This is a genomic window from Streptomyces deccanensis, from assembly GCF_022385335.1.
In the GTDB taxonomy this organism is placed as follows: Bacteria; Actinomycetota; Actinomycetes; order Streptomycetales; family Streptomycetaceae; genus Streptomyces; species Streptomyces deccanensis.
Genome location: NZ_CP092431.1, coordinates 5,212,451 through 5,234,482, shown reverse-complemented (window position 1 = coordinate 5,234,482; position 22,032 = coordinate 5,212,451). Strand labels below are relative to the sequence as shown.

Here is a 22,032-nt window from a genome sequence, read left to right as displayed (position 1 = left end):
CCTACGCCGGTACGTGCACCGTCTCCACCCGGCTCGCCACCAGGCGTTCCCGCTCGCGGCGGGCCGCGCGGCCGCGCAGGCGGAAGATCTGACTCAGGCCCAGCGCCTGCAGGACGAACACGGCGGAGAAGGCGATGCCGTAGTCGTCGTCGGTCAGGTCCAGCAGGACGCCGACCGCGAGGAGAGTCGTCATGGAGGCCACGAAACCACCCATGTTGGTGATTCCGGAGGCGGTGCCCTGACGCTCCGGCGGGTTCGCGGGACGGGCGAAGTCGAAGCCGAGCATCGAGGCCGGGCCACAGGCCCCGAGCACCGCACAGAGCACGATCAGGAGCCACATCGGCGCGTGCTCGCCGGGGTGCAGGAGCGTGGCCGCCCACACGACCGCCGTCGTGAGCACCGTCCCGAGGGCCAGCGGCAGCCGCGCGGCGTGGTGCCGGGCCACGATCTGGCCGTACACCAGTCCGACCACCATGTTGGACAGGACGACGAGGGTGAGCAGTTCACCGGCAGTGCCCCGGCTGAGCCCCTGCGCCTGGACCAGGAACGGCATCCCCCACAGCAGCAGGAACACCATCGCCGGGAACTGGGTCGTGAAGTGCACCCACATCCCGAGCCGGGTACCGGGCTCCCGCCAGGACGCCACGATCTGCCGCCGCACGTACGCGGCACCGCGGTGCGGGAACGGCTCCGGCTCGTGCCCGTCCGGGTGGTCCTGCAGGAACAGCAGGGTGAGGACCAGCACGACCACACCGGCGACCGAACTGCCCGCGAACGCCGCCGTCCAGCCCACCCCGTGCAGCAGCCGGGCCAGCAGCAGCGTCGAGACCAGGTTGCCCGCCATGCCGACCAGGCCCGCCATCTGCGCGACCATCGGCCCGCGCCGGGCCGGGAACCACCGGCTGCCCAGCCGCAGCACGCTGATGAACGTCATCGCGTCGCCGCAGCCCAGCAGTGCCCGCGACGCCAGCGCCATGCCGTACGACGGGGACAGCGCGAAACCGATCTGCCCGGCCGTGAACAGCAGGATGCCCAGCGTCAGCACCTTCTTGGTGCCGAGCCGGTCGACCAGCAGGCCGACGGGTATCTGCATACCGGCGTAGACCAGCAGCTGGAGGATCGAGAAGGTCGACAGCGCGGAGGCGCCCACGTGGAAGCGATCGGCGGCGTCGAGGCCGGCCACGCCCAGCGACGTACGGAAGATGACGGCGACGAAGTACACGGAGACGCCGACCCCCCAGACGGCGAGGGCGCGACGGCCGCCGGGCGGGTCTCCGGGCAGGGACCCGGCGGACGACGATATGGCGGGGCGGCTCAACGGACCTCCCCCCGCGCCAGGTTGGAGAACCAGCTCACGTGCCGGTGCACGATCTCCACGGCCGCCTCCGCGTCGCCCGTGCGCAGCGCCTGGAGGATCTCCTCGTGCTCGGTGAGCGTCTTGGTGATGCGGTCGGGGTGGGCGTGCATCACGGCGACGCCCATCCGCAGCTGCCGGTCCCGGAGTTGGTCGTAGAGGCGGGAGAGAATCTCGTTCCCCCCGCTGCGGACGATCTCCGCGTGGAAACAGCGGTCGGTCACCGCGGCACCCGCCAGGTCCCCGGCGGCGGCCTGCGCCTTCTGCCGCTCCAGCAGACTCTCCAGCCGCTCGATCAGCTGCGGCGAGGCCGGGGCCGTCTTGCGGACGGCGTGCTCCTCGACCAGCTGCCGGGTCTCCACCACATCCGCGATCTCCTGGGCGGAGACGGGCAGCACCAGGGCGCCCTTCTTCGGGTAGAGCTTGATCAGCCCTTCGACCTCCAGCCGCAGCAGGGCCTCCCGCACCGGCGTCCGCGACACGCCGACCGCCTCGGCCAGCTCGCCCTCGGTGAGCAACGTGCCGCCCTCGTAGCGGCGCTCCAGCACACCCTGTTTGACGTGGGCGTAGACACGGTCGGCGGCGGGGGGCTGCTTCACGGCGGGGCCGGTGGCGGTTGCTGCGGCGGGAGCTGGGGCGGAGGGCATGCCCACAGCATAGATACAACACGTACGCATTGCCGTTCCCGTCCACGATCCGGAACGGCACGCCCGCGCCGCACCCGCGCCCGAGCCCACTTCGAACCCACCGTTCACCCACTGTGAACCCGTCAAAAGACTGTGAGATGGACTCGAATTGACCCCCACCTCACCCAGAGCACAACCTTTTGTGCTACTCACTTGTCACATGAGAAGCGGCCCTGCTTGCCCGCAACAGGTGCCCAAGTGGCCGCGCTCCACAGACATTTGACGCAATCGGGGTACTTGACTTGATTACCGCCATAAAGGGCGCACGTGTCCGCAGGGCCGCCGCAGTCGTCGTGACCACCGGTGCGATGATCGCGACCGGAGTAGCCACCTCCGCTCCCGCGCAGGCCGCTCCCGCGAAGCCCACGATCACCGCCAAGGGCGGGTTCGTGATGAACGCCGCCAACGGCAAGACGCTCTTCACCAAGGCCGCCGACACCAAGAGGCTCACCGCCTCCACCACGAAGGCCATGACCGCCAAGGTCGTGCTGTCGCAGTCGAACCTGAACCTCGACGCCAAGGTGACGATCAAGAAGGAGTACAGCGACTACATCGTCAAGAACGGCGCGTCGTCGGCCAACCTGATCGTCGGCGACAAGGTCACCGTCCGTCAGCTGCTGTACGGGATGATGCTGAAGTCGGGTTGTGAGGCCGCCATGGCACTCGCCGACAAGTTCGGCTCCGGCTCGACGGTCTCCGCCCGCACCAAGAACTTCATCGCAAAGATGAACTCCACGGCCAAGAGCCTCGGCATGACGAACACGAAGTTCGACTCGTTCGACGGCATCAGCAAGGGCGCGAACGCATCGACTCCGCGCGACCTCAGCAAGCTCGCGCAGAACGTCATGAAGAACGCGACGTTCAAGAAGATCGTGGCGACCAAGTCGTACACGGCGAAGACCATCACCAAGACCGGCAGCACGCGCACCATGGCGACGTGGAACAACACGAACCAGCTGCTCGGCTGGAAGGGCACGATCGGCGTCAAGACGGGTTCCGGCACCGAGGCCAAGTACTGCCTCATCTTCGCCGCCACCCGCAATGGCAAGACGATCGTCGGCACCGTCCTCACCTCCACCAACGAGACCACGCGCATGGCGGACGTGAAGAAGCTGATGGACTACGGCTTCGCCACCATCTAGCCCACCGGCCTCTCGGAGGCATGCGAAGGGGCCACCGCTCACCGCGGTGGCCCCCTTCGCGTTTCTCGACGCAAGCCGATCACGCTTCTTTACCTCGCAATAGTGAACATGGCTAACCCAGCTGGCATATTCGATTTCCGCCCCCGTACGTTCCGCAGCGGAGGTGGTTCACATGATCGAACCCAGCAAGCACCAACCCGACCCCAGGACGCAGCACGACGCCATCGACGCCGGCGACTTCGTGTACGCGGCCACCGGAGCCCGCGTCCGCCGACTCACCATGCCGGACGGAACGCATTGGTTCCCGGCGGTGGACGTCTGCAAGCAGTTGGGGCACACCAACCCTCAGAAGGCACTCTCGGATCACGTTCCGGAGCGCCATCGAGACATTCTCGAGACCCTAACTGGGGGTTACGGTCTCAGCATTCCCGCAGGTAGGGAGTGGCGCCGAGACTTGAATGTCATCTCTCTGCAAGGTCTCATCCTGCTCGTCGGCGCCTGCACCAAGCCAGAGTGCGCACCCTTCAAGCAGTGGGTCGCCGAAGTGATCGAGACCATTCAGCGCGAGGGCTCCTTCGCCCTCGACGAGGCCGAGGTCCAGCCCGTCGGCCCCGGCGCGCCGATCGCGTACGCCATGCCCGAGCAGATCGCCGACGCCATCGTCCGGCTCGAAGAGCGCAACCTCCAGGCGGACGAGCAACTGGCGGTCTCCCAGCAGAAGTCCCTCGCGTTGCAACAGCAGATGCTGGACTCGCAACAGCACATGTTGGAAACCCAGCAGCAGATGCTGGAGACTCAGCAGCAAATGCTGGCCACCCAGCAGCAGATGGTCGAGATGCAGCGGGCCGGCCTCGCCGCCCAGCAGGCCATGGCCCTGGCGATGGAGCGCATCGCCAACCGGCTCGACACCCTCGCCGTCGCGCACCCGGCCCCCGCCGCCACCGCCTTCGAGACGCACCCCACCACCGAGTCCGTCCTGGCCGACTGGCGCGAGCGGTTGTCCGTGACGACGGACGTGTGGACGGTGGCCGTGGTGATCGCGCCGGTGCTCGTCGAGGAGGGTGAGCTGCGGCAGCCGCTGGAGGCGATCGCGGCCCGTACGGGACTGTCGGTGCACCGCGTCAACGAGTGCCTCCGGCTGCTGCGCAAGCACGCCTGCATCCATCCCGTGGGCGCGGCGGAGGACGGGGCGCCCGTGTACGTGCTCAGCCGCCGCTGACGCCAGTTGAGCAGGGCTGAAAGAGAAGGGGCCGGTCGCAAGACGAATTTGCGACCGGCCCCTTCGCCGTGAGCCTACCCAGTCGGCTGCCTCACGCCCAAGTGATCAACCTCTTCGGCTGTTCCAGAATCGCCGCCACATCCGCCAGCACCTTCGACCCCAGCTCCCCGTCCACCAACCGGTGGTCGAAGGAGAGCGCCAGTGTGGTGACCTGGCGGGGCTTCACCTTCCCCTTGTGGACCCACGGCTGGAGCTTGATCGAACCGACCGCGAGGATCGCGGACTCGCCGGGGTTGAGGATGGGCGTACCGGTGTCGATGCCGAAGACGCCCACGTTGGTGATGGTGACCGTGCCGCCCTGCATGGCGGCCGGGGAGGTCCGGCCGTCCTTGGCCGTCGAGACCAGCTCGCCCAGGGACTCCGCCAGTTGCGGCAGCGTCTTGGCGTGGGCGTCCTTGATGTTCGGGACGATCAGACCGCGTGGGGTGGCGGCTGCGATCCCCAGGTTCACGTAGTGCTTGACCACGATCTCCTGCGCGGCCTCGTCCCAGGACGCGTTGATCTCCGGATTGCGCCTGATCGCCACCAGCAGGGCCTTGGCGATCAACAGCAACGGATTGACCCGCAGCCCCGCCAGTTCCTTGTCCTGCTTCAGCTCCTCGACCAGCTTCATCGTGCGCGTCACGTCGACCGTCACGAACTCGGTGACATGCGGCGCGGTGAACGCCGAGCCGACCATCGCCGCCGCCGTCGCCTTCCGGACACCCTTGATGGGCACACGGGTCTCGCGCGCGCCGTCGTACGACGCCACCGGCGCCGGGGCCGGAACGGACGCGGCGGTCGCGGCAGGGGCCGGCGGTGCCGTGGGTGCCTGCGTCACCGGCTCGGGAGCCGCCGGTGGGGCCACGGCCGCGTGGACGTCCTCGCGGGTGATGATGCCGTCCGGGCCGGACGGGGTGATCGTCGCCAGGTCCACCCCGAGGTCCTTGGCCAGCTTGCGGACCGGCGGCTTCGCCAGCGGACGCGCGACGGTGATCCCGTGCTGTCCGTGTCCGTTCAGCTCGCTCTGGGCCCCCTGGAGGGCCGAGGCGCCGTACAGCGTGTCCTCGGCGGGCGCGGCGGCGGCCGGGACGCCCTTGCGGGGGCGGCGCTTCGTGGAGGACTCGGCGACGCCGTAGCCGACGAGGACCGGCTTGCGGCCCTCGGGCTTCTTGGCCGCCGGCGCCGCCACGGGCTTCGCCGCGGGCTCCGGCTTCGCCACCGGCTCCGGCTCGGCCGCCTGCCGGGCGGGCGCGGCTTCCTCGGCGGCCGGGGCCGCCCCGCCCGCCACGTCCACCGCGATGATCGACGTACCGACATCGACCGTGGTGCCCTCGGGGAAGTGCAGGGCGCGTACGACACCGTCGTACGGGATGGGCAGTTCGACGGCGGCCTTGGCCGTCTCGACCTCGCAGACGATCTGGCCGTCGGTGACGGTGTCACCGGGCTGGACGTACCACTTGAGGATCTCGGCCTCGGTGAGTCCCTCGCCCACGTCGGGCATCTTGAACTCGCGCGGAGACGTGTCTGTCATCGTCGTCACGGACCTCTCCCTCAGTACGCCAGCGAGCGGTCGACGGCGTCGAGCACCCGGTCCAGACCCGGCAGGTACTCCTCCTCCAGGCGGGCCGGCGGGTACGGGGCGTGGTAGCCGCCGACCCTGAGTACCGGGGCCTCCAGGTGGTAGAAGCAGCGCTCCGTGATCCGGGCGGCGATCTCCGCGCCCGAGCCGAAGAACACCGGGGCCTCGTGGACCACGATCAGACGGCGGGTCTTCTCCACCGAGGTCTGGATCGAGTCGAAGTCCAGCGGGGAGACCGACCGCAGGTCCAGGACCTCCAGGGCCCTGCCCTCCTCGGCGGCGGCGTCGGCGACCTCCTGGCAGAGCTTCACCATGGGGCCGTACGCGGCGAGCGTGAGGTCGGTGCCCTCGCGGACCACCCGGGCCTTGTGCAGCGGGCCGGGGATCGCCTCGGGGTTGACCTCGGCCTTGTCCCAGTAGCGCCGCTTGGGCTCGAAGAAGATCACCGGGTCGTCGCTCTGGATGGCCTGCTGCATCATCCAGTAGGCGTCCGACGCGTTCGACGGCGAGACCACCTTCAGGCCCGCCACGTGCGCGAAGAGCGCCTCCGGGGACTCGGAGTGGTGTTCGACCGCGCCGATGCCGCCGCCGTAGGGGATGCGGACGACGACGGGGAGCTTGACCTTGCCCAGCGAGCGGGCGTGCATCTTGGCGAGCTGGGTGACGATCTGGTCGTAGGCGGGGAAGACGAAGCCGTCGAACTGGATCTCGACCACGGGGCGGTAGCCCCTGAGGGCCAGGCCGATGGCGGTGCCGACGATGCCGGACTCGGCGAGCGGGGTGTCGATGACCCGGTCCTCGCCGAAGTCCTTCTGGAGGCCGTCGGTCACCCGGAACACTCCGCCGAGTTTGCCGACGTCCTCGCCCATGACGAGGACCTTGGGGTCGGCTTCGAGGGCCGTGCGCAGCGATTCGTTGATCGCCTTGGCGATCGCCATGTTCTTCACGGCGGGCCCGGCGTCCTGCCCTGCCGTCTGCGCGGCTGTCTGCGTGGTCATCGCTACTTGCCCTCCTCTTCGTCCACATCGGCGAACGACGCCTGGTACGCCGCGAACTGGGCGCGCTCCTCGTCCACGAGCGCGTGTCCGTCCGCGTACGCGTTCTCGAAGATGGCGAAGTGGTCCGGGTCGGGCATGGCACGCACCGCTTCGCGCACTCGCCTTCCCAACGCCTCGCTCTCCGCTTCGAGTTCCGCGAAGAATCCCTCGTTCGTGTCCGTTTCGGACTCGAGGTAGCCGCGCAGACGCGCGATCGGGTCCTTGGCCTCCCAGGCCACCCGCTCGTCGTCGTGGCGGTAGCGGGTGGGGTCGTCGGAGGTGGTGTGGGCGCCCATCCGGTAGGTGTACGCCTCGACCAGGGTGGGTCCCTCGCCCCGGCGGGCGCGCTCCAGCGCCCACTTGGTGACCGCGAGACAGCCCAGGACGTCGTTGCCGTCGACGCGGACGCCCGGGAAGCCGAAGCCCTGGGCGCGCTGGTACAGCGGGACGCGGGTCTGCTTCTCCGTGGGCTCCGAGATGGCCCACTGGTTGTTCTGGCAGAAGAACACGACCGGCGCGTTGTAGACCGCGGAGAAGGTGAAGGCCTCGGCGACGTCGCCCTGGCTGGAGGCGCCGTCGCCGAAGTAGGCGATGACCGCCGAGTCGGCGCCGTCCTTGGCGATGCCCATGGCGTAGCCGGTGGCGTGCAGCGTCTGGGAGCCGATGACGATCGTGTAGAGGTGGAAGTTGTTGCTGTTCGGGTCCCAGCCGCCGTTGTTCACTCCGCGGAACATGCCCAGCAGATTGGTCGGGTCGACGCCGCGGCACCAGGCGACGCCGTGTTCGCGGTAGGTCGGGAAGACGTAGTCGTCCTCGCGGGTGGCCCGCCCTGAGCCGATCTGGGCGGCCTCCTGGCCGAGCAGTGAGGCCCACAGGCCCAGCTCGCCCTGGCGCTGCAGGGAGGTGGCCTCGGCGTCGAAGCGACGGGTCAGCACCATGTCGCGGTACAGGCCCCGCAGCTCGTCGGCGGTGATGTCCGCGACGAACGGGTCGTACTCGGCGTTCTTGACGCGCTTGCCCTCGGGCGTCAGCAGCTGAACGAGTTCGGGCGATGCGTCGGTCGGCTTCTTCGCAGTGGCGCGCCTGGTGCCGGTGGTGCCGGCCGCCTTGCTGCCGGTGGTGCCGGTCTTGCCTGCGGCGCTGCGTCGCGGCTTGCGCGCGGCAGTGCTCTCCACGGTCACGTGTGCTCCTCCGTCGGTCCGGCCCCCGGGGTTGCCGGGTGACCAGTGCGGCTCGCCTGATCCCGGTGCCCGTGCACGGGGTGGGTGCCCTTGGCCGGGAACAGACGTGACAGGTGCCCCGGCGAGCGCCCTGCACGAGGCACGTTACCCAGTGCGCCACATTCCTGTGAAACCCCTACTGACCTGCGATTTTCCTTGGATTTCCAAGTAATTCGGTATGAGGGGGTCCAAGTAAGTCGCGTCTGTCGGGAACAGCTGCTGGTCACAGCACTGGCTACAGCCTGGCAGGGGGCCGGAACACGGGCACGTTATCCCGGCCACCCCGGCCACGGGAAGAGTTCGCCGGAGGCGGGCCGTGAGATCGGTGGCGCAAGTTGCTCCATCCGTGAACGCGGCGGGACCGCCTCGCTCCACTTCCGGCGCGGCAGCGACCCGGCCCGCATGTCTGCGCGTCGAGCCACAGTTCGGATCCATGCGTCCTGTGATCGGTAACGACTGTGTGTGACAAGCATGAGGTCAGCGGCGTGGCGCGTGCCCTAACATCTGGCGCGTGCCGCGCTCATCTGTACCACCCCCCGTGCTCCACACGCCCCCTCTGGGTCCGCTGCTGGAGCAGTACTCCGCCGGGTCCGTGCTGGCGTGCGAACCCGTCGACGAGGGGCTCCTCAATCGCGGCTACCGACTCCGCACCACCCGAGGCCGCTACTTCCTCAAACACCACTTCGACCCCGAGACCGCCGACCCGGCCGCGATCCTGCGCCAGCACCGGGCCACCCAGCGCCTCGCCGACCTCGGCGTTCCCGTCGCTCCGCCGCTGACCGGACGGGACGGGGGCACGGTGGCGGTCGTCGCCGGCCACGCCTACGCCCTGCACCCCTGGATCGAGGGACGCCACCGGCACGGGGGCCAGCTCACCCGGGGGCAGTGCGCCCGTCTGGGGGCCCTGCTGGGTGTCGTGCACGCCTCCCTGGAACGGGTCATGCCACCGCAGGGCCCGACCGCGCCCGTACGGAAGCGACTGATCCCGTCACAACGACGGGGCGGCGGGACGCCGGCGCCTCCGGGCGGTGCCGGGGGTGTCGGGGATGTCGGGGATGTCGGGGGTGCCGGGGGTGCCGGGAGTTCTCGGGCGGGCGGGACCGAGAGCGCCGATCCCGTCCGCACCTTCGCCCTCATCGACGATCTGCTCGACCGAGTACGCCGCCACCGTCCGGCCGACCCCTTCGACGCCCTCGCCCGGCATCGGCTGCTGGAGCGGCGGCAGCTGCTGGAACGGCACGCGGACCGGCGGCCGCCCAGGGGTGGCTCGGTGGGGTGGGTGCACGGCGACTTCCACCCCTTCAACGTGCTCTACCGGGACGACGTCCCGGACGTGCCGGCCGCGATCCTCGACTGGGACCGGTTGGGTGTGCAGCCGCGCGCGGAGGAGGCGGTCCGGGCGGCGGTGATCTTCTTCGTGCGTCCCGTCGGCGCCCTGGACCTGCCAAAAGTGCGCTCCTACGCGCGCGCGTACCGGCGTTCCGCGAACGCCGCCCCCGCCGAGCTCGCGGCGGCGGTGCACCGCGTGTGGTGGGAGCGGCTCAACGACTTCTGGATGCTGCGCTGGCACTACGAGCGCGGCGACAGACGTGCCGATCCGCAGTTCCCGGCGGCCTCGGCACTGGTGGTGTGGTGGACACGGGAGTACGACGCGGTGCGTGAGGCGTTCGTGGAGTGACCCGACGCGGCGCGCACGGCACGACAAGCGCGCTGCACGACAAGGGGTGCGCCGGGCGGGTTCCGCCCGGCGCACCCTCCATCCTGGTCAGCCCTCGTCGCCGCCGATGCCGCCCGGCAGGCCGCCGCCGGCGTCCCCGCCGCCGCCGCTGCTGTCGTCGGTCGGCTCCTCGGTGGGCTCCTCCGTGGGCTCGTCGGTCGTGGGTTCGTCGGTCGTCGGCTCGTCGGTCGTCGGCTCCTGCGACGGCTCACTCTGCGTGGGCGACTGGCTGAAGCTCGGCGACTGCGTGTACGGCGGGGTGTAACCGCCGCCGTTGTTCGAGTCGGTGCTCTCGTCCGTGGTCTCCTCGGTCGCCTCCTCGCTGGGCGACTCGCTGGGGTCCTTGTCCTTGCTGGACGTCGACGCCGTCGGGGACTTCGTGGTCTCGGTGCCGCCGCCACCGCTGTCGCCGTTGTTGTTCAGCGCCAGGGCGACGCCCGCCGCGATGGCGATCACCGCGAGGACGGCGAGGATCCACAGCTTGCCGCGGCCGCTGCCCCGGTTGCCGTTGCCCTCGAAGCCGCCGTCGTCCCGGCCGCCGCCGCCGTACCCCGGCAGGATCGGCTGCGGGATCTGCGAGGTGCCCGACTCCCCGGGGTGCGGCATGACCGTCGTACCGGACATACCGCCCGGCGGCGTGTGCCGGCCCTCGTGCATGGTGACGGGCCCGGTGTTCCAGGTGCCGGTGTGGCCGCCCTGGTCGTAGAGCATCTGCAGGCCGTACTGGACGAGGCCGCGCATCTCCTCCGCCGTCTGGAACCGGTCGTCCGGCTCCTTGGCGAGGGAGCGCATGACCAGGCCGTCGAGCTCCGGGGGCGCCGAACCCTCCGAGGTCTCGGAGGGCGGCACCGGGATGTCCTGGACGTGCTGGTAGACCACCGACAGCGGGGTCTCGCCGATGAAGGGCGGCCTGAGCGCCAGGAGTTCGTAGAGCAGACAGCCGGTGGCGTACAGGTCGGAGCGGTGGTCGACGGCCTTGCCGAGCGCCTGCTCCGGGGAGAGGTACTGGGGCGTTCCCATGACCATGCCGGTCTGCGTCATCGTCGTCGACGCGCCGTGCAGGGCACGGGCGATGCCGAAGTCCATCACCTTCACCGCGCCGTTGGTGGTGATGATGACGTTCGCCGGCTTGATGTCCCGGTGCACGATGCCGTGCTGGTGCGAGTACGCGAGCGCCTCCAGCACACCGGAGACGATGATCAGCGCCTGCTCGGGGCCGGGGGCCTCGGCGTTGATCAGCAGGTCACGGATGGTGCGGCCCTCGACCAGCTCCATGACGATGTACGGCACGGGGGTGCCGTTCACCATGTCCTCGCCGGAGTCGTAGACCGCCACGATCGAGTGGTGGTTGAGACCGGCCACCGCCTGGGCCTCACGCGTGAAGCGGGCCTTGGAGATGGGGTCCTCGGCGAGGTCGGAACGGAGCAGTTTGACCGCGACCGTCCGGCCGAGGCGCACGTCCTCGGCCGCGAACACCTCGGCCATTCCGCCCCGGCCGAGTCTGTGGGTCATCCGGTACCGGCCGTCGCCTACGAGCCCGCCGTTGCCCCACAACTCCGGCGCGTCCGACATGCCGCCGCCAGACGCCTCGGGGTCGGACGGGCCCTGAGAGCGCTGCTGCTGTGCCATCAGTCCTCGCCGTCGTTTCTGCCCGCGGTCCGCGCGGTACTTGTTACGGTCTCCGTCGGCCACGCTACAGCCTTCACGCAAGTGGCCCGTCCGGGTTGGATGCGCGACGGGTTCACGACGGATTCAAGGTGGATTCAAAGGTTGATCGGCCATGAAACCCGCAGCGCGCGCACTCGTGCAAGTTCTGTGTACCGGGCGTACGCCCCCTGTAACGCTTCCGCGACGCTTCTTTCGCGTACGGTCACGGATCGGGCACCGCGCTTGACGTGTCAGTGCCCTGGGGCAGACTTGGCCGGGAATAGCACAAAGGATCACCAGCATCATCAGGGATCACCGATCGCGGGAGCCACGCCAGCAGCTTTCGCGCGCGCCGATGGGGGACGCAGGAAGATGAGCCAGGACGCCGCACAGGGCCGGTACGCGGGGCGGTCGCTAGCCGGTGGCCGCTACCAACTGCGTGACCTGCTCGGCGAGGGCGGCATGGCCTCCGTCCACCTCGCGTACGACTCGGTGCTCGACCGACAGGTCGCTATCAAGACACTCCACACCGACCTCGGCCGCGAGCAGGCCTTCCGTGAGCGCTTCCGCCGTGAGGCGCAGGCCGTGGCGAAGCTCACCCACACGAACATCGTGTCGGTCTTCGACACCGGCGAGGACGATCTGGACGGCATGACGACGCCGTACATCGTCATGGAGTACATCGAGGGCAAGCCGCTCGGTTCGGTGCTCGACGCGGATGTCGCCCAGCTCGGCGCCATGCCCTCCGACAAGGCGCTGAAGATCACCGCGGATGTGCTGGCGGCGCTGGAGATCAGCCACGAGATGGGCCTGGTCCACCGGGACATCAAGCCGGGCAACGTGATGATGACCAAGCGCAACGTCGTGAAGGTCATGGACTTCGGCATCGCCCGCGCCATGCAGTCCGGGGTCACGTCGATGACGCAGACCGGCATGGTCGTCGGCACCCCGCAGTACCTCTCGCCGGAGCAGGCCCTCGGCCGGGGCGTGGACGCCCGCTCCGACCTGTACTCGGTCGGCATCATGCTCTTCCAGCTGACCACCGGGCGGCTGCCGTTCGAGGCGGACTCGCCGCTGGCCATAGCGTATGCGCACGTCCAGGAGGAGCCGGTCGCTCCCTCCTCGATCAACCGTTCCCTGCCGCCGGCCGTCGACGCCATCGTGGCCCGGGCGCTCAAGAAGAACCCGAACGAGCGGTTCCCGAGCGCGGAGGCCATGCGGGACGAGTGCCTGCGGGTCGCCGCGTCGCTCCAGCCCGTCGCGCCGAGCATCGTGCCGGGTGTGCAGACGGCCAGCGGCGCGGGGGTCTCCTCCGCGGTCTTCCCGCCGATCGACCACACCGGCGCACCGCAGTCGGGCAGCGTCCAGACGCCGTACCAGCCGCCGGCCACGGGCGGTTACGGCCCGCCGACGCCGGCTCCGACGCCCGCACCGTCCTACGGCTACCCGCAGCAGGGCGGCTATCAGACGCCGCCGCAGACCGCCGCGTACTCGCCGCAGCAGGGCTCGCCCACCCCGGCGCCGTACAACATGGCACCCCAGCAGTCCTCGATGTCGGCGGGGCGTTCCGGGGGCGGGAAGAGCAACAAGGGCGTCATCGTGGGCGCGATCGCCGTGTCGGTGCTCGCGGTCGGCGGTCTGATCACGGCGCTCTCCCTGAGCTCGGGCACCGAGGCCGAGGGCGGCGACGACGGCGCGAAGGCCTCCTCATCGCCGACCGTGGTCGAGGGGCACAAGGGGCCGGACACGTCGAAGGTCATCGAGTCGACCGAGTGCACGGAGCCCGTGGAGTCGTACAACGACCCCGACAAGATCGAGCTGCCGGACTTCACCTTCAAGAACATCGACTCGGTGAAGAAGTGCTTCCAGGCGGCGGGCTGGCAGTATGACGTCCAGAAGGTCGACGAGAACACGTACGGCGAGGGCACGGTCATGGAGCAGTACCCGGCGGCCTCCGACGACGTCGACCCCAAGGACATGCCCTCGATCATCCTCAAGGTCTCGACGGGCAACCCGGCCTGACGCCTGAGCCTGACGACACGGACGTAGGAAGGGCCCGGCACTCGATGTGCCGGGCCCTCTGCGTACGGGGTGGGGGGTGTTCGTACGACTGCCGGAGGCTAGAGGTAAGGGCCGCCCGAGCGGCCGATCGTGCGGGGGTCGTCGTCGCCCTCCTGGCCACCGACACCCGGCGGCAGTGCGCGGCGCATCTGCTCCAACTGGGCCCGGGCGGCCATCTGCTGGGCGAACAGCGTCGTCTGGATCCCGTGGAAGAGGCCTTCGAGCCAGCCGACCAACTGGGCCTGGGCGATCCGCAGTTCCGCGTCGCTCGGGATCACCTCGTCGGTGAAGGGCAGGGAGAGCCGCTCCAGCTCCTCCACCAGCTCGGGCGCCAGGCCGTCCTCCAGTTCCTTGACCGAGCTGGCGTGGATCTCCTTGAGCCGGGCCCGGCTGGCCTCGTCCAGGGGGGCGACCCGTACCTCTTCGAGCAGCTGCTTGATCATGCTGCCGATGCGCATGACCTTGGCCGGCTGTTCCACCATCTCCGTCACCGGTACCTCGCGGGAGTCCTCGTCGCCTCCGCCGCCGCCCACGGCCATGCCGTCCTGGCCCACGACCAGGATCTGGGGCTGTTCGGGCGACCGTTCGTTCCTCGGCATCTCCATGCCGCCATTCTCTCGCACGCGTACACCTCACCACCCTGGTGCCCCCCACGCAGGGTGATCCACCGTTTACGTAGCCACGGTTGGCGTCTCGGCCGTGGTTCCGGGCGGTGCCGCTCCGGACCGCCCAAGGTCTCGGAGCCGGGAAACCGGGCGGCGCCGCTCCGGGACCGCACAGGGTTTCGGGGCGGCCCGCGGCCCGAAGCGCCGGGATGCCGGGATGCCGGGGGCGTGTGACGCTGTGGTCGTGGCTTCCTGGCTTCGTTCGGTGCGCGTGACGGGACCGGTTCTCGTCGCGGGGCTGCTCGTCGTTCTGGTGACGGGGGCCGTGCCGGCGGTGTACGCCGCCGAGCCCGACCCCGCGACCTCCTGGGCCGGCAGCCGCGCGGGCGAGGGCCGGGAACGGCCTGGCCGGGCGGACGCGGGCCCCGTGGGCCCGGAGGACGACGCCTCCCCGCCCGCGGAGGAGCCCGCTCCCGATCCAAACGGCCCGGACCCCACACTCGCCCCCGATCCGTCCCGGAACGCCGCCCTGCCCGTCCCCGGCGTCCCGCCCGGTACCGGCACCGCGCCCGTCGAGGAGCCCGTACTGCAGGTCTTCGTCCTCGGCAGCGGCCTCATTCTGATCGGCCTGGGCCTCGGACTGGCCTTCGTGGGGCTCCGCATACGGCGGTACTGAACCGGCGACGTCCCAACGGGCGCGGTCCTCAGGGCGCAAGGCCCGCACGGCCGACCGCCCGCGCCTACGGCACCACCAGCAGCACCTTGCCCACGTGGCCGCTCTCCTCCAGCACCCGGTGTGCCGTGGCCGCGTCGGCCATGGGGATCTCCCGGTCGACGACCGGGCGTACGTGCCCACCGGCGATCAGCGGCCAGACATGCTCGCGTACGGCGGCGACGATGGCCGTCTTCTCCTCCCGGGGCCGGGCCCGCAGCGAGGCCGCGCTGATCGCGGCCCGCTTGGCGAGGAGGGCGCCGATGTTCAGCTCACCCTTGATGCCGCCCTGCATACCGATGATCGCGAGCCGGCCGTTGACGGCCAGGACCCGGACGTTGCGGTCCAGGTACTTGGCACCCATGTTGTCGAGGACGACGTCCGCGCCCCTGCCGTCCGTGGCCGCCCGGACCTCCTCGACGAAGTCCTGCTCGCGGTAGTTGATCAGGACGTCCGCGCCCAGGGCGGCGCACTGCTCCAGCTTCTCCTTGGTGCCCGCCGTGACGGCGACCTTCGCGCCGACGGCCTTGGCGAGCTGGATGGCCATCGTGCCGATACCGCTCGAGCCGCCGTGCACGAGGAGCGTCTCACCTGGACGCAGGTGGGCGATCATGAAGACGTTCGACCAGACCGTGCAGGTCACCTCGGGCAACGCGGCGGCCTGTCGGAGGTCGAGGCCGGAGGGGACCGGCAGCAGCTGGCCGGCCGGGACGACCACCTTCTCCGCGTAACCGCCGCCGGAGAGCAGAGCGCACACCTCGTCGCCGACGTTCCACCCGGCCACACCGGGCCCGAGCTCCGCGACGCGGCCGGAACACTCCAGGCCGGGATAAGGGGAGGCGCCGGGCGGGGGGTCGTAGAAACCCTGCCGCTGCAGCAGGTCAGCGCGGTTCACGGCGCTCGCCGCCACCTCGATGAGCACTTCGCCCTCGCCGGGCACCGGGTCGGGGACCTCGTCCCACACCAGGGCCTCGGGTCCACCGGGTTCGGGAATCGTGATCGCATGCATGAGAGGGACGCTACCCCCCGCCCTCCTGTCCGATCCCGGCCCCGTCCCCCCTGCCTTCGCCCGGCCTCGACTGCCCCCGCACGCCCCGCACCGCCCTCGCGCGCCCCGGGCCTCCGACCTGCATCACCACCCCGGCCGCCCCCTAGCCTGAATCTGCGGACGCACCCCGCGATCCGCTACCCCGCCGCCCCTCGACCTCCGCATCCGCGCCCCCGTCGACCCGCGCCCCGACGTCATCCGGCCTTCCCTCCGCCGTCCCGACGTGCTTCGCTCCGACAGACGTGCTTCGCTCCGATGGAGGAAGCAGTCGACGCGGTCGATTTTTTTCCGCGCGGCGACCGATGAGTTCCGGCGGTCCCGGCGGTCTCCCCTTGCGTAGCCCCGGACACGGGCCCCGTACGCGGAAGGATCTCAACATGAGCGCACAGACGTCCGGCCTCGCGATCGAGACCGCTGGTCTGGTGAAGACGTTCGGCGAGACCCGGGCCGTCGACGGCGTCGACCTGGCCGTGCCGGCCGGCACGGTCTACGGCGTCCTCGGCCCGAACGGCGCCGGCAAGACCACCACGGTGAAGATGCTCGCCACCCTGCTGCGCCCCGACGGCGGCCAGGCGCACGTCTTCGGACACGACGTCGTCCGGGAGGCCGACGAGGTACGGGGCAGGGTCAGCCTGACCGGGCAGTACGCCTCCGTGGACGAGGACCTCACCGGCACCGAGAACCTGGTGCTGCTCGCCCGGCTCCTCGGCCACGACAAACGGACGGCCCGGCAGCGCGCCGGGCAGCTGTTGGAGGCATTCGGACTGAGCGAGGCGGCCGGCAAGCAGGTCAAGCACTACTCGGGCGGCATGCGGCGCCGTATCGACATCGCCGCGTCCATCCTCAACACGCCCGACCTGTTGTTCCTGGACGAGCCGACGACCGGCCTCGACCCGCGCAGCCGCAACCAGGTGTGGGACATCGTGCGCGCGGTGGTCGCCCAGGGCACGACCGTGCTGCTGACCACGCAGTATCTGGACGAGGCGGACCAGCTGGCGTCCCGGATCGCGGTCATCGACCAGGGCAAGGTGATCGCGGAGGGCACGAAGGGCGAGCTGAAGGCGTCCGTGGGGGCGGGTTCCGTCCATCTGCGGCTGCGCGACGCGGCCCAGCGGCCGCAGGCCGAGGAGGTGCTGCGCATCGCCCTCGACGCCGAGGTACAGCGTGAGCCGGACCCGGTGGCGCTGACGGCGCGTGTCGGCGCGGGATCCGCCAACGGACAGGGGGCCGCCGAGGCCGCCGCCCGGGCGCTCGCCGAACTGGCCCGCACCGGTATCACCGTCGACAACTTCTCGCTGGGCCAGCCCAGCCTGGACGAGGTGTTCCTCGCCCTCACCGGCCACGACACCAAGGCGACGGCCACGCAGGCCGCCGGCGCCCCCGAGACGAAGGACGAGGTAGCGGCATGAGCACGGCGACCACCACCGAGAACAAGGAACTCGCCCCCGTCAGCGCCGAGTCGCTCGCCGCGCTGCTCATCGCCAAGGAACGCCCGCCGAGGCCCAGCGCTCTCTCGGCGTCGCTGACCTTCGGCTGGCGGGCCATGCTCAAGATCAAACATGTGCCGGAGCAGCTCTTCGACGTCACCGCCTTCCCGATCATGATGGTGCTGATGTACACGTACCTCTTCGGCGGGGCGCTGGCCGGCTCCCCGGAGGAGTACATCCAGTTCCTGCTGCCGGGCATCCTGGTGATGTCGGTCGTGATGATCACGATGTACACCGGAGTCTCGGTCAACACGGACATCGAGAAGGGTGTCTTCGACCGGTTCCGTTCGCTGCCGATCTGGCGCCCGTCGACGATGGTCGGCTATCTGCTGGGCGACGCCCTGCGCTACGCGATCGCGTCCGTGGTGATGCTCACCGTCGGCATGATCCTCGGCTACCGGCCGGACGGCGGCGTGGTGGGTGTGGTCGCCGGGGTCGCGCTGCTCATCGTCTTCTCGTTCGCGTTCTCGTGGATCTGGACCATGTTCGGCCTCATGCTTCGCACGGAGAAGTCCGTGATGGGCGTCAGCATGATGGTGATCTTCCCGCTGACCTTCCTGTCCAATGTCTTCGTCGATCCGAGCACCATGCCGGGCTGGCTCCAGGCGTTCGTCAACAACAGCCCGGTCACGCATCTGGCGTCGGCGGTCCGCGAGTTGATGGCGGGTGAGTGGCCGACGGCCGAGATCGCCTGGACGCTGGGCTGGTCCGCCCTGTTCGTGCTGGTCTTCGGCCCGATCACGATGCGGCTGTACAACCGCAAGTAGCCGATCGCAGCAAAAAAAGGGGGCCCCGGGACGCGTAGTCCCGGGGCCCCCTTTCATTTCCCTACGGCAGGTGCTTGGTCTCGGGGGTGATCTTCGTGCTCGGGGTGGCCCGGACGATGGTGATCAGCCGGTCCGTCAGCTGGAGCTCGCCGATGGACGGATCGTCGTAGCCGAGCACCCGGTGTCCGCGCAGCACGCTGACCACCAGGTCCTCCGTCTCCCGCACACCGCGCCCCACCTCGGCCTTTATGACCGGACGTTCGGCGATGTCGAGCCCGCTGCCCTGCTGGATGAGGTCCTCCATCACCATGCCCGCAGCGGGACTGAGCACGGAGAGCCCGAGGAGCCGTCCCGCCGCACTGGCGCTGGTGATGACGACATCGGCCCCGGACTGCTTCAGCAGCGGCGCGTTCTCCTCCTCCCGAACCGCGGCCACGATCTTCGCGCCGCGGTTGAGCTGGCGTGCGGTCAACGCGACCAGTACGGCCGTGTCGTCCCGCGCGGTGGAGATGATGATCTGCCGTGCCTTCTGGAGCTCCGCCCGCAGCAGCACATCACTGCGGGTCGCGTCCCCGATGACCCCCGTGTACCCCTCGGACGTCGCCGCCTCGATGGCTTTCGAGCTGGGGTCCACGACGACGACCTGCTCTTTCTTCAGGCCCGTCGCGCAGACGGTCTGGACCGCCGACCGCCCCTTGGTCCCCCAGCCGACGACAACGGTGTGCTCCCTCAAGGCCGCCCTCCAGCGGTTCAGTCGCCATTCCTCGCGCGTGCGCTCCGTGAGCACCTCCAACGTGGTGCCGACCAGGATGATCAGGAACAGCACACGCAACGGCGTGATCACGAAGATATTGGTGAAACGGGCAGCATCACTGACCGGGGTGATGTCGCCGTAGCCGGTGGTGGAGAGGGTGACGGTGGCGTAGTAGAACGCGTCCAACAGGTCCACGGAACCGTCGGAGTTGTCGTTGTACCCCTCATGGTCGGCATAGACGATGAAGGCGGTGGCGACGAGCACGAAGAGGGCCATCGCCAGCCGCTTGCCGACCTGACGGATCGGCCGCTCGACCTCTCTTTTCGGCAGTCTCACCTGGTGGGTCACGTGACGCTCGTCCGCGTTGCGGGCGATCGCGTCCTGGCCCGGAAGTTTCACGTGAAACACTCCCCGTTTCGGCGTACATCCCCTGGCTGCACTCCGCCCCCGATGGCCCGTTGTTTCACGTGAAACACCGTTGGTCGCACGGCCGGTGGGCCATATCGATGTTTCACGTGAAACACACCTGGATGCCCCCTGTCGCCCAGGGCAGATCGAGCAGTTCCAACTCCTGGCCGGAACGGGCGCCGCCCGGCGGTACGACGGCCAGGGCATCGGCGGTGGCGATGCCGCGGAGCATAGCGGGACCGTTGTAGTGCAGCGGCAGGGCGTCATCCCCCCGCAGGCTGACGGGGACGAGCCGCGTGTCGTACGGGTGACCGTGCACGCCCTCCCGTAGGGGCATCGTGTACGGCTCCGGGGCGACGCGCCCGGCGAGGGTCCGCAGCAGCGGCTCGGCGAGCGTGAACAGCCCGGACACGGCGGCCAGCGGGTTGCCGGGCAAGCCGACGAGATGCTGGTCCGGCTTGATCCGGGCCAGCAGCATGGGGTGGCCCGGGCGCACCTTCACCCCGTCGACGAGGAGTTCGGCCCCGACGCGGCGCAGGGTGGGATGGACATGGTCGACGGGTCCGGACGCCGTGCCGCCCGTGGTGACGATGAGCTCGGCGGACGACTTCTTCACCGCCCGGTACAGGGCCTCGGCGTCGTCACCGAGGCGGCGTACGGCGGTGACCTCGGCGCCCAGCGCCCGGAGCCAGGAGGGCAGCATCGGGCCGAGGGCGTCCCGGATCGAGCCCTCGCGCGGCAGCCCCTCGGTGAGCAGTTCGTCGCCCAGGACGAGCAGTTCGACGCGCGGGCGGGGGAGCACGCTCAAGGTGTCGTACCCGGCGGCCGACGCGAGCCCGAGCGCGGCCGGGGTGATCTGCGTACCGAGCGGCAGCAGCTGGTCGCCGTTGCGGCACTCCTGGCCTCGGGGGCGGATGTCCTGCCCGTGGGCGAGGTCCCGGGTCGGGTGCAGTCGCCCCTTGTCGTCGGTGCGGCCGTGCTCGCTGCGCAGGACGGCGGTCGTGTCGGGCGGGATACGGGCGCCGGTGGCGATCCGGACCGCTTCCCCGTCCGTGAGCCGTACGGGCTCGGCGTGCCCCGCCAGCACGCCGTTCTCCCGAACCGCCCAGGGGCCGGGGCCCGCGACCGCCCAGCCGTCCATCGCGGAGGTGTCGAAGGAGGGGAGGTCGGTGAGGGCGGTGAGCGGAGCGGCGAGCACGAGGCCGAGGGCCTTGTCGACGGTGACCGACACGGGGGACCGGCGTCCGACCGAGCGGGCGGCGCGTTCGGCGACGGCCCGTGCCTCGGGCCAGGAGGTGGCCCGGTGGTGGGAGTCGTCCTTGGCCCGGTGGTGGGTGTCGTCCTTGCCCCGGTGCGGGTCGGCGTGACCTGCCCGTTCACGGTCCGCACGCGCCGTCGTGGGGGTCTCGCGGGGGGAGGGGGGCTCGGCCGGCCCCCGGACGGGCCTGTCGTTGGCCACGGCCAGCGCCTCCTCCACGTCGAGTTCCTCGGCGTCCTGGGCGGTCATCCGGCGGCCGGACCGGTGTCCTGGCCGGCGCCGGGCCCGGGGTGGGGCTGGACCTCCGGGGCGGCTTCGGGCACGGCGTCCGTCTCGGCCTCGGCAGTGGCCTCGTCGGCCCAGCGCAGGGCCAGGGCGGAGGCCTTGCGGGCGGCCTCGGTGACCGCCTCGGGGCCTCCCCCGGCCTTGGCGGCGGCGTAGCCGACCAGGAACGTGGTCAGCGGGGCGGCGGGCCGGGCCACGCTGTGGGCGGCGTCACGGGCGAGGTCGAGCAGCTCGGTGATGTCGACGTCGAGGTCGATCCCCAGCTCGTCCTTGACTGCGGAAATCCATTCATCCAACACGTGGCCATGCTCCCTGATCCGTGCGCGGGCGGCGGCGATGTCGTCCCAGGTGTCGCAGTCGAAGGACGCGAGCGGGTCGGTGATGCGGGTGAGGCGCAGTGCGGCGGTCAGCCGCCGCAGGGGGAGCCCGGTGAGGCCGTCGTGCTCGGCGGCGAGCCGCGCGAGCTCACGGCGGAGGGGCTCGGCCCGGTAGGCGGCCACAAGCGGCTGGTCACGGCCGTCGGGGTCGGTGACCAGAACGCCGTCGGCGGTCCCCTCGTCGGCCATGAGGGCGTCGAGCAGCCGGCCTACCGTCCCTTCGTCCAGGAACGGCAGGTCGGCGGAGAGGACGACGACGTACGGCGCGGTGGTGTGCCGGAGTCCGGCCCCCAGGGCGGCGAGTGGGCCGCCGCCGGGGGGTTCCTCGCGGGTCCACAGCACGGGCCGCGCGGTAGGCCGGGGTTCGGCGACCACCACGGTCGTCCCGGCCCCGGCGCAGGCGCTCAACACGCGGTCCAGCAGGGCCCGTCCGCCGACGCGCACGGCGGGCTTGTCCGTGCCGCCGAGCCGCCGGGCGGCGCCTCCGGCGAGCACGACGGCGTCGAACACCTCGGTACCGGGGTCGCCCGGGGGCTCGTACGCGGTCACCCTCCGAGTATGCGTGCCGTCACGATCACTGGGAACGCGGGGGAGGCCGCGCGTTCCGGGCCTGGTCGGGTCGGAGGT

General features: G+C 70.5%; 18 protein-coding genes. 7 read left to right on the top strand and 11 right to left on the bottom strand.

Annotation, left to right across the window (positions count from 1 at the left end; translation table 11 throughout):
* Position 1: 1 nt before the first annotated feature.
* Together L3078_RS23335 and L3078_RS23330 are read right to left on the bottom strand one after the other, a co-directional pair.
* The gene (locus L3078_RS23335; RefSeq protein WP_239755902.1) at positions 2–1,318 is read right to left on the bottom strand and encodes an MFS transporter; all 1,317 of its coding nucleotides are present in this window, start codon (positions 1,316–1,318) and stop codon (positions 2–4) included.
* On the bottom strand, positions 1,315–2,001 hold the full coding sequence (locus tag L3078_RS23330; RefSeq protein ID WP_239755901.1) for a GntR family transcriptional regulator: 687 nt from the start codon (positions 1,999–2,001) through the stop codon (positions 1,315–1,317). Before L3078_RS23330 ends, L3078_RS23335 begins: the two co-directional genes overlap by 4 nt.
* Positions 2,002–2,333: 332 nt before the next feature.
* Between L3078_RS23330 and L3078_RS23325 the strand changes: the two genes are divergently transcribed.
* Positions 2,334–3,182, top strand: coding sequence for a D-alanyl-D-alanine carboxypeptidase family protein (locus L3078_RS23325; RefSeq protein WP_239760437.1), 849 nt, complete (start codon positions 2,334–2,336; stop codon positions 3,180–3,182).
* Between the two features lie 172 nt (positions 3,183–3,354).
* Positions 3,355–4,401: a BRO-N domain-containing protein gene (locus L3078_RS23320; protein WP_239755900.1), complete on the top strand. Its 1,047-nt coding sequence runs from the start codon at positions 3,355–3,357 to the stop codon at positions 4,399–4,401.
* A gap of 91 nt (positions 4,402–4,492) precedes the next feature.
* Here L3078_RS23320 and L3078_RS23315 read toward each other — a convergent pair whose 3' ends face one another.
* From L3078_RS23315 to pdhA, 3 genes are read right to left on the bottom strand one after another with little or no spacing between them, the layout of a single operon-like run.
* Positions 4,493–5,983: a dihydrolipoamide acetyltransferase family protein gene (locus tag L3078_RS23315; protein ID WP_239755899.1), complete on the bottom strand. Its 1,491-nt coding sequence runs from the start codon at positions 5,981–5,983 to the stop codon at positions 4,493–4,495.
* A gap of 11 nt (positions 5,984–5,994) precedes the next feature.
* Entirely contained in the window at positions 5,995–7,020 is a 1,026-nt protein-coding gene (locus L3078_RS23310) for an alpha-ketoacid dehydrogenase subunit beta (RefSeq protein ID WP_239755898.1), read from the bottom strand.
* A gap of 2 nt (positions 7,021–7,022) precedes the next feature.
* The gene (pdhA, locus tag L3078_RS23305) at positions 7,023–8,240 is read right to left on the bottom strand and encodes a pyruvate dehydrogenase (acetyl-transferring) E1 component subunit alpha (RefSeq protein WP_239755897.1); all 1,218 of its coding nucleotides are present in this window, start codon (positions 8,238–8,240) and stop codon (positions 7,023–7,025) included.
* Positions 8,241–8,790: 550 nt separating this feature from the next.
* Between pdhA and L3078_RS23300 the strand changes: the two genes are divergently transcribed.
* Positions 8,791–9,957 (top strand): phosphotransferase, encoded by a 1,167-nt coding sequence (locus L3078_RS23300; RefSeq protein WP_239755896.1) that lies wholly within the window; start codon positions 8,791–8,793, stop codon positions 9,955–9,957.
* Between the two features lie 87 nt (positions 9,958–10,044).
* On the opposite strand, the gene L3078_RS23295 is transcribed toward L3078_RS23300, so the two are convergent.
* Entirely contained in the window at positions 10,045–11,625 is a 1,581-nt protein-coding gene (locus tag L3078_RS23295) for a protein kinase domain-containing protein (protein WP_239755895.1), read from the bottom strand.
* Between the two features lie 390 nt (positions 11,626–12,015).
* Here L3078_RS23295 and L3078_RS23290 point away from each other — a divergent pair, with 390 nt between their 5' ends.
* Entirely contained in the window at positions 12,016–13,665 is a 1,650-nt protein-coding gene (locus L3078_RS23290) for a protein kinase domain-containing protein (protein ID WP_239755894.1), read from the top strand.
* Positions 13,666–13,763: 98 nt separating this feature from the next.
* On the opposite strand, the gene L3078_RS23285 is transcribed toward L3078_RS23290, so the two are convergent.
* Complete coding sequence (locus L3078_RS23285; protein WP_239755893.1) at positions 13,764–14,309, bottom strand: bacterial proteasome activator family protein; 546 nt, start codon at positions 14,307–14,309, stop codon at positions 13,764–13,766.
* A gap of 244 nt (positions 14,310–14,553) precedes the next feature.
* Here L3078_RS23285 and L3078_RS23280 point away from each other — a divergent pair, with 244 nt between their 5' ends.
* Positions 14,554–14,985: a hypothetical protein gene (locus L3078_RS23280; protein ID WP_239755892.1), complete on the top strand. Its 432-nt coding sequence runs from the start codon at positions 14,554–14,556 to the stop codon at positions 14,983–14,985.
* A gap of 64 nt (positions 14,986–15,049) precedes the next feature.
* On the opposite strand, the gene L3078_RS23275 is transcribed toward L3078_RS23280, so the two are convergent.
* Entirely contained in the window at positions 15,050–16,030 is a 981-nt protein-coding gene (locus L3078_RS23275; RefSeq protein WP_239755891.1) for an NAD(P)H-quinone oxidoreductase, read from the bottom strand.
* A 416-nt stretch (positions 16,031–16,446) separates the two neighbouring features.
* Between L3078_RS23275 and L3078_RS23270 the strand changes: the two genes are divergently transcribed.
* Both L3078_RS23270 and L3078_RS23265 read left to right on the top strand, forming a co-directional pair.
* Entirely contained in the window at positions 16,447–17,478 is a 1,032-nt protein-coding gene (locus tag L3078_RS23270) for an ATP-binding cassette domain-containing protein (protein ID WP_239755890.1), read from the top strand.
* Positions 17,475–18,323, top strand: a complete 849-nt coding sequence (locus tag L3078_RS23265; protein WP_239755889.1) for an ABC transporter permease — start codon at positions 17,475–17,477, stop codon at positions 18,321–18,323. Before L3078_RS23270 ends, L3078_RS23265 begins: the two co-directional genes overlap by 4 nt.
* Positions 18,324–18,384: 61 nt before the next feature.
* On the opposite strand, the gene L3078_RS23260 is transcribed toward L3078_RS23265, so the two are convergent.
* The 3 genes from L3078_RS23260 to L3078_RS23250 all read right to left on the bottom strand — a co-directional run bounded on the left by L3078_RS23260 (position 18,385) and on the right by L3078_RS23250 (position 21,954).
* On the bottom strand, positions 18,385–19,476 hold the full coding sequence (locus tag L3078_RS23260) for a potassium channel family protein (protein WP_239755888.1): 1,092 nt from the start codon (positions 19,474–19,476) through the stop codon (positions 18,385–18,387).
* A 112-nt stretch (positions 19,477–19,588) separates the two neighbouring features.
* The gene (locus L3078_RS23255) at positions 19,589–20,992 is read right to left on the bottom strand and encodes a molybdopterin molybdotransferase MoeA (RefSeq protein WP_239755887.1); all 1,404 of its coding nucleotides are present in this window, start codon (positions 20,990–20,992) and stop codon (positions 19,589–19,591) included.
* Entirely contained in the window at positions 20,989–21,954 is a 966-nt protein-coding gene (locus L3078_RS23250) for an NTP transferase domain-containing protein (protein WP_239755886.1), read from the bottom strand. Before L3078_RS23250 ends, L3078_RS23255 begins: the two co-directional genes overlap by 4 nt.
* Positions 21,955–22,032: the final 78 nt, after the last annotated feature.

Excerpts from the sequence above, each read along its gene's own strand:
- L3078_RS23270 (WP_239755890.1), top strand. The coding sequence starts at position 16,447 with ATGAGCGCACAGACGTCCGGCCTCGCGATCGAGACCGCTGGTCTGGTG.
- L3078_RS23285 (WP_239755893.1), bottom strand. The coding sequence starts at position 14,309 with ATGGAGATGCCGAGGAACGAACGGTCGCCCGAACAGCCCCAGATCCTG.
- L3078_RS23320 (WP_239755900.1), top strand. The coding sequence starts at position 3,355 with ATGATCGAACCCAGCAAGCACCAACCCGACCCCAGGACGCAGCACGAC.
- L3078_RS23265 (WP_239755889.1), top strand. The coding sequence starts at position 17,475 with ATGAGCACGGCGACCACCACCGAGAACAAGGAACTCGCCCCCGTCAGC.
- L3078_RS23310 (WP_239755898.1), bottom strand. The coding sequence starts at position 7,020 with ATGACCACGCAGACAGCCGCGCAGACGGCAGGGCAGGACGCCGGGCCC.
- L3078_RS23275 (WP_239755891.1), bottom strand. The coding sequence starts at position 16,030 with ATGCATGCGATCACGATTCCCGAACCCGGTGGACCCGAGGCCCTGGTG.
- L3078_RS23290 (WP_239755894.1), top strand. The coding sequence starts at position 12,016 with ATGAGCCAGGACGCCGCACAGGGCCGGTACGCGGGGCGGTCGCTAGCC.
- L3078_RS23330 (WP_239755901.1), bottom strand. The coding sequence starts at position 2,001 with ATGCCCTCCGCCCCAGCTCCCGCCGCAGCAACCGCCACCGGCCCCGCC.
- L3078_RS23295 (WP_239755895.1), bottom strand. The coding sequence starts at position 11,625 with ATGGCACAGCAGCAGCGCTCTCAGGGCCCGTCCGACCCCGAGGCGTCT.
- L3078_RS23255 (WP_239755887.1), bottom strand. The coding sequence starts at position 20,992 with ATGACCGCCCAGGACGCCGAGGAACTCGACGTGGAGGAGGCGCTGGCC.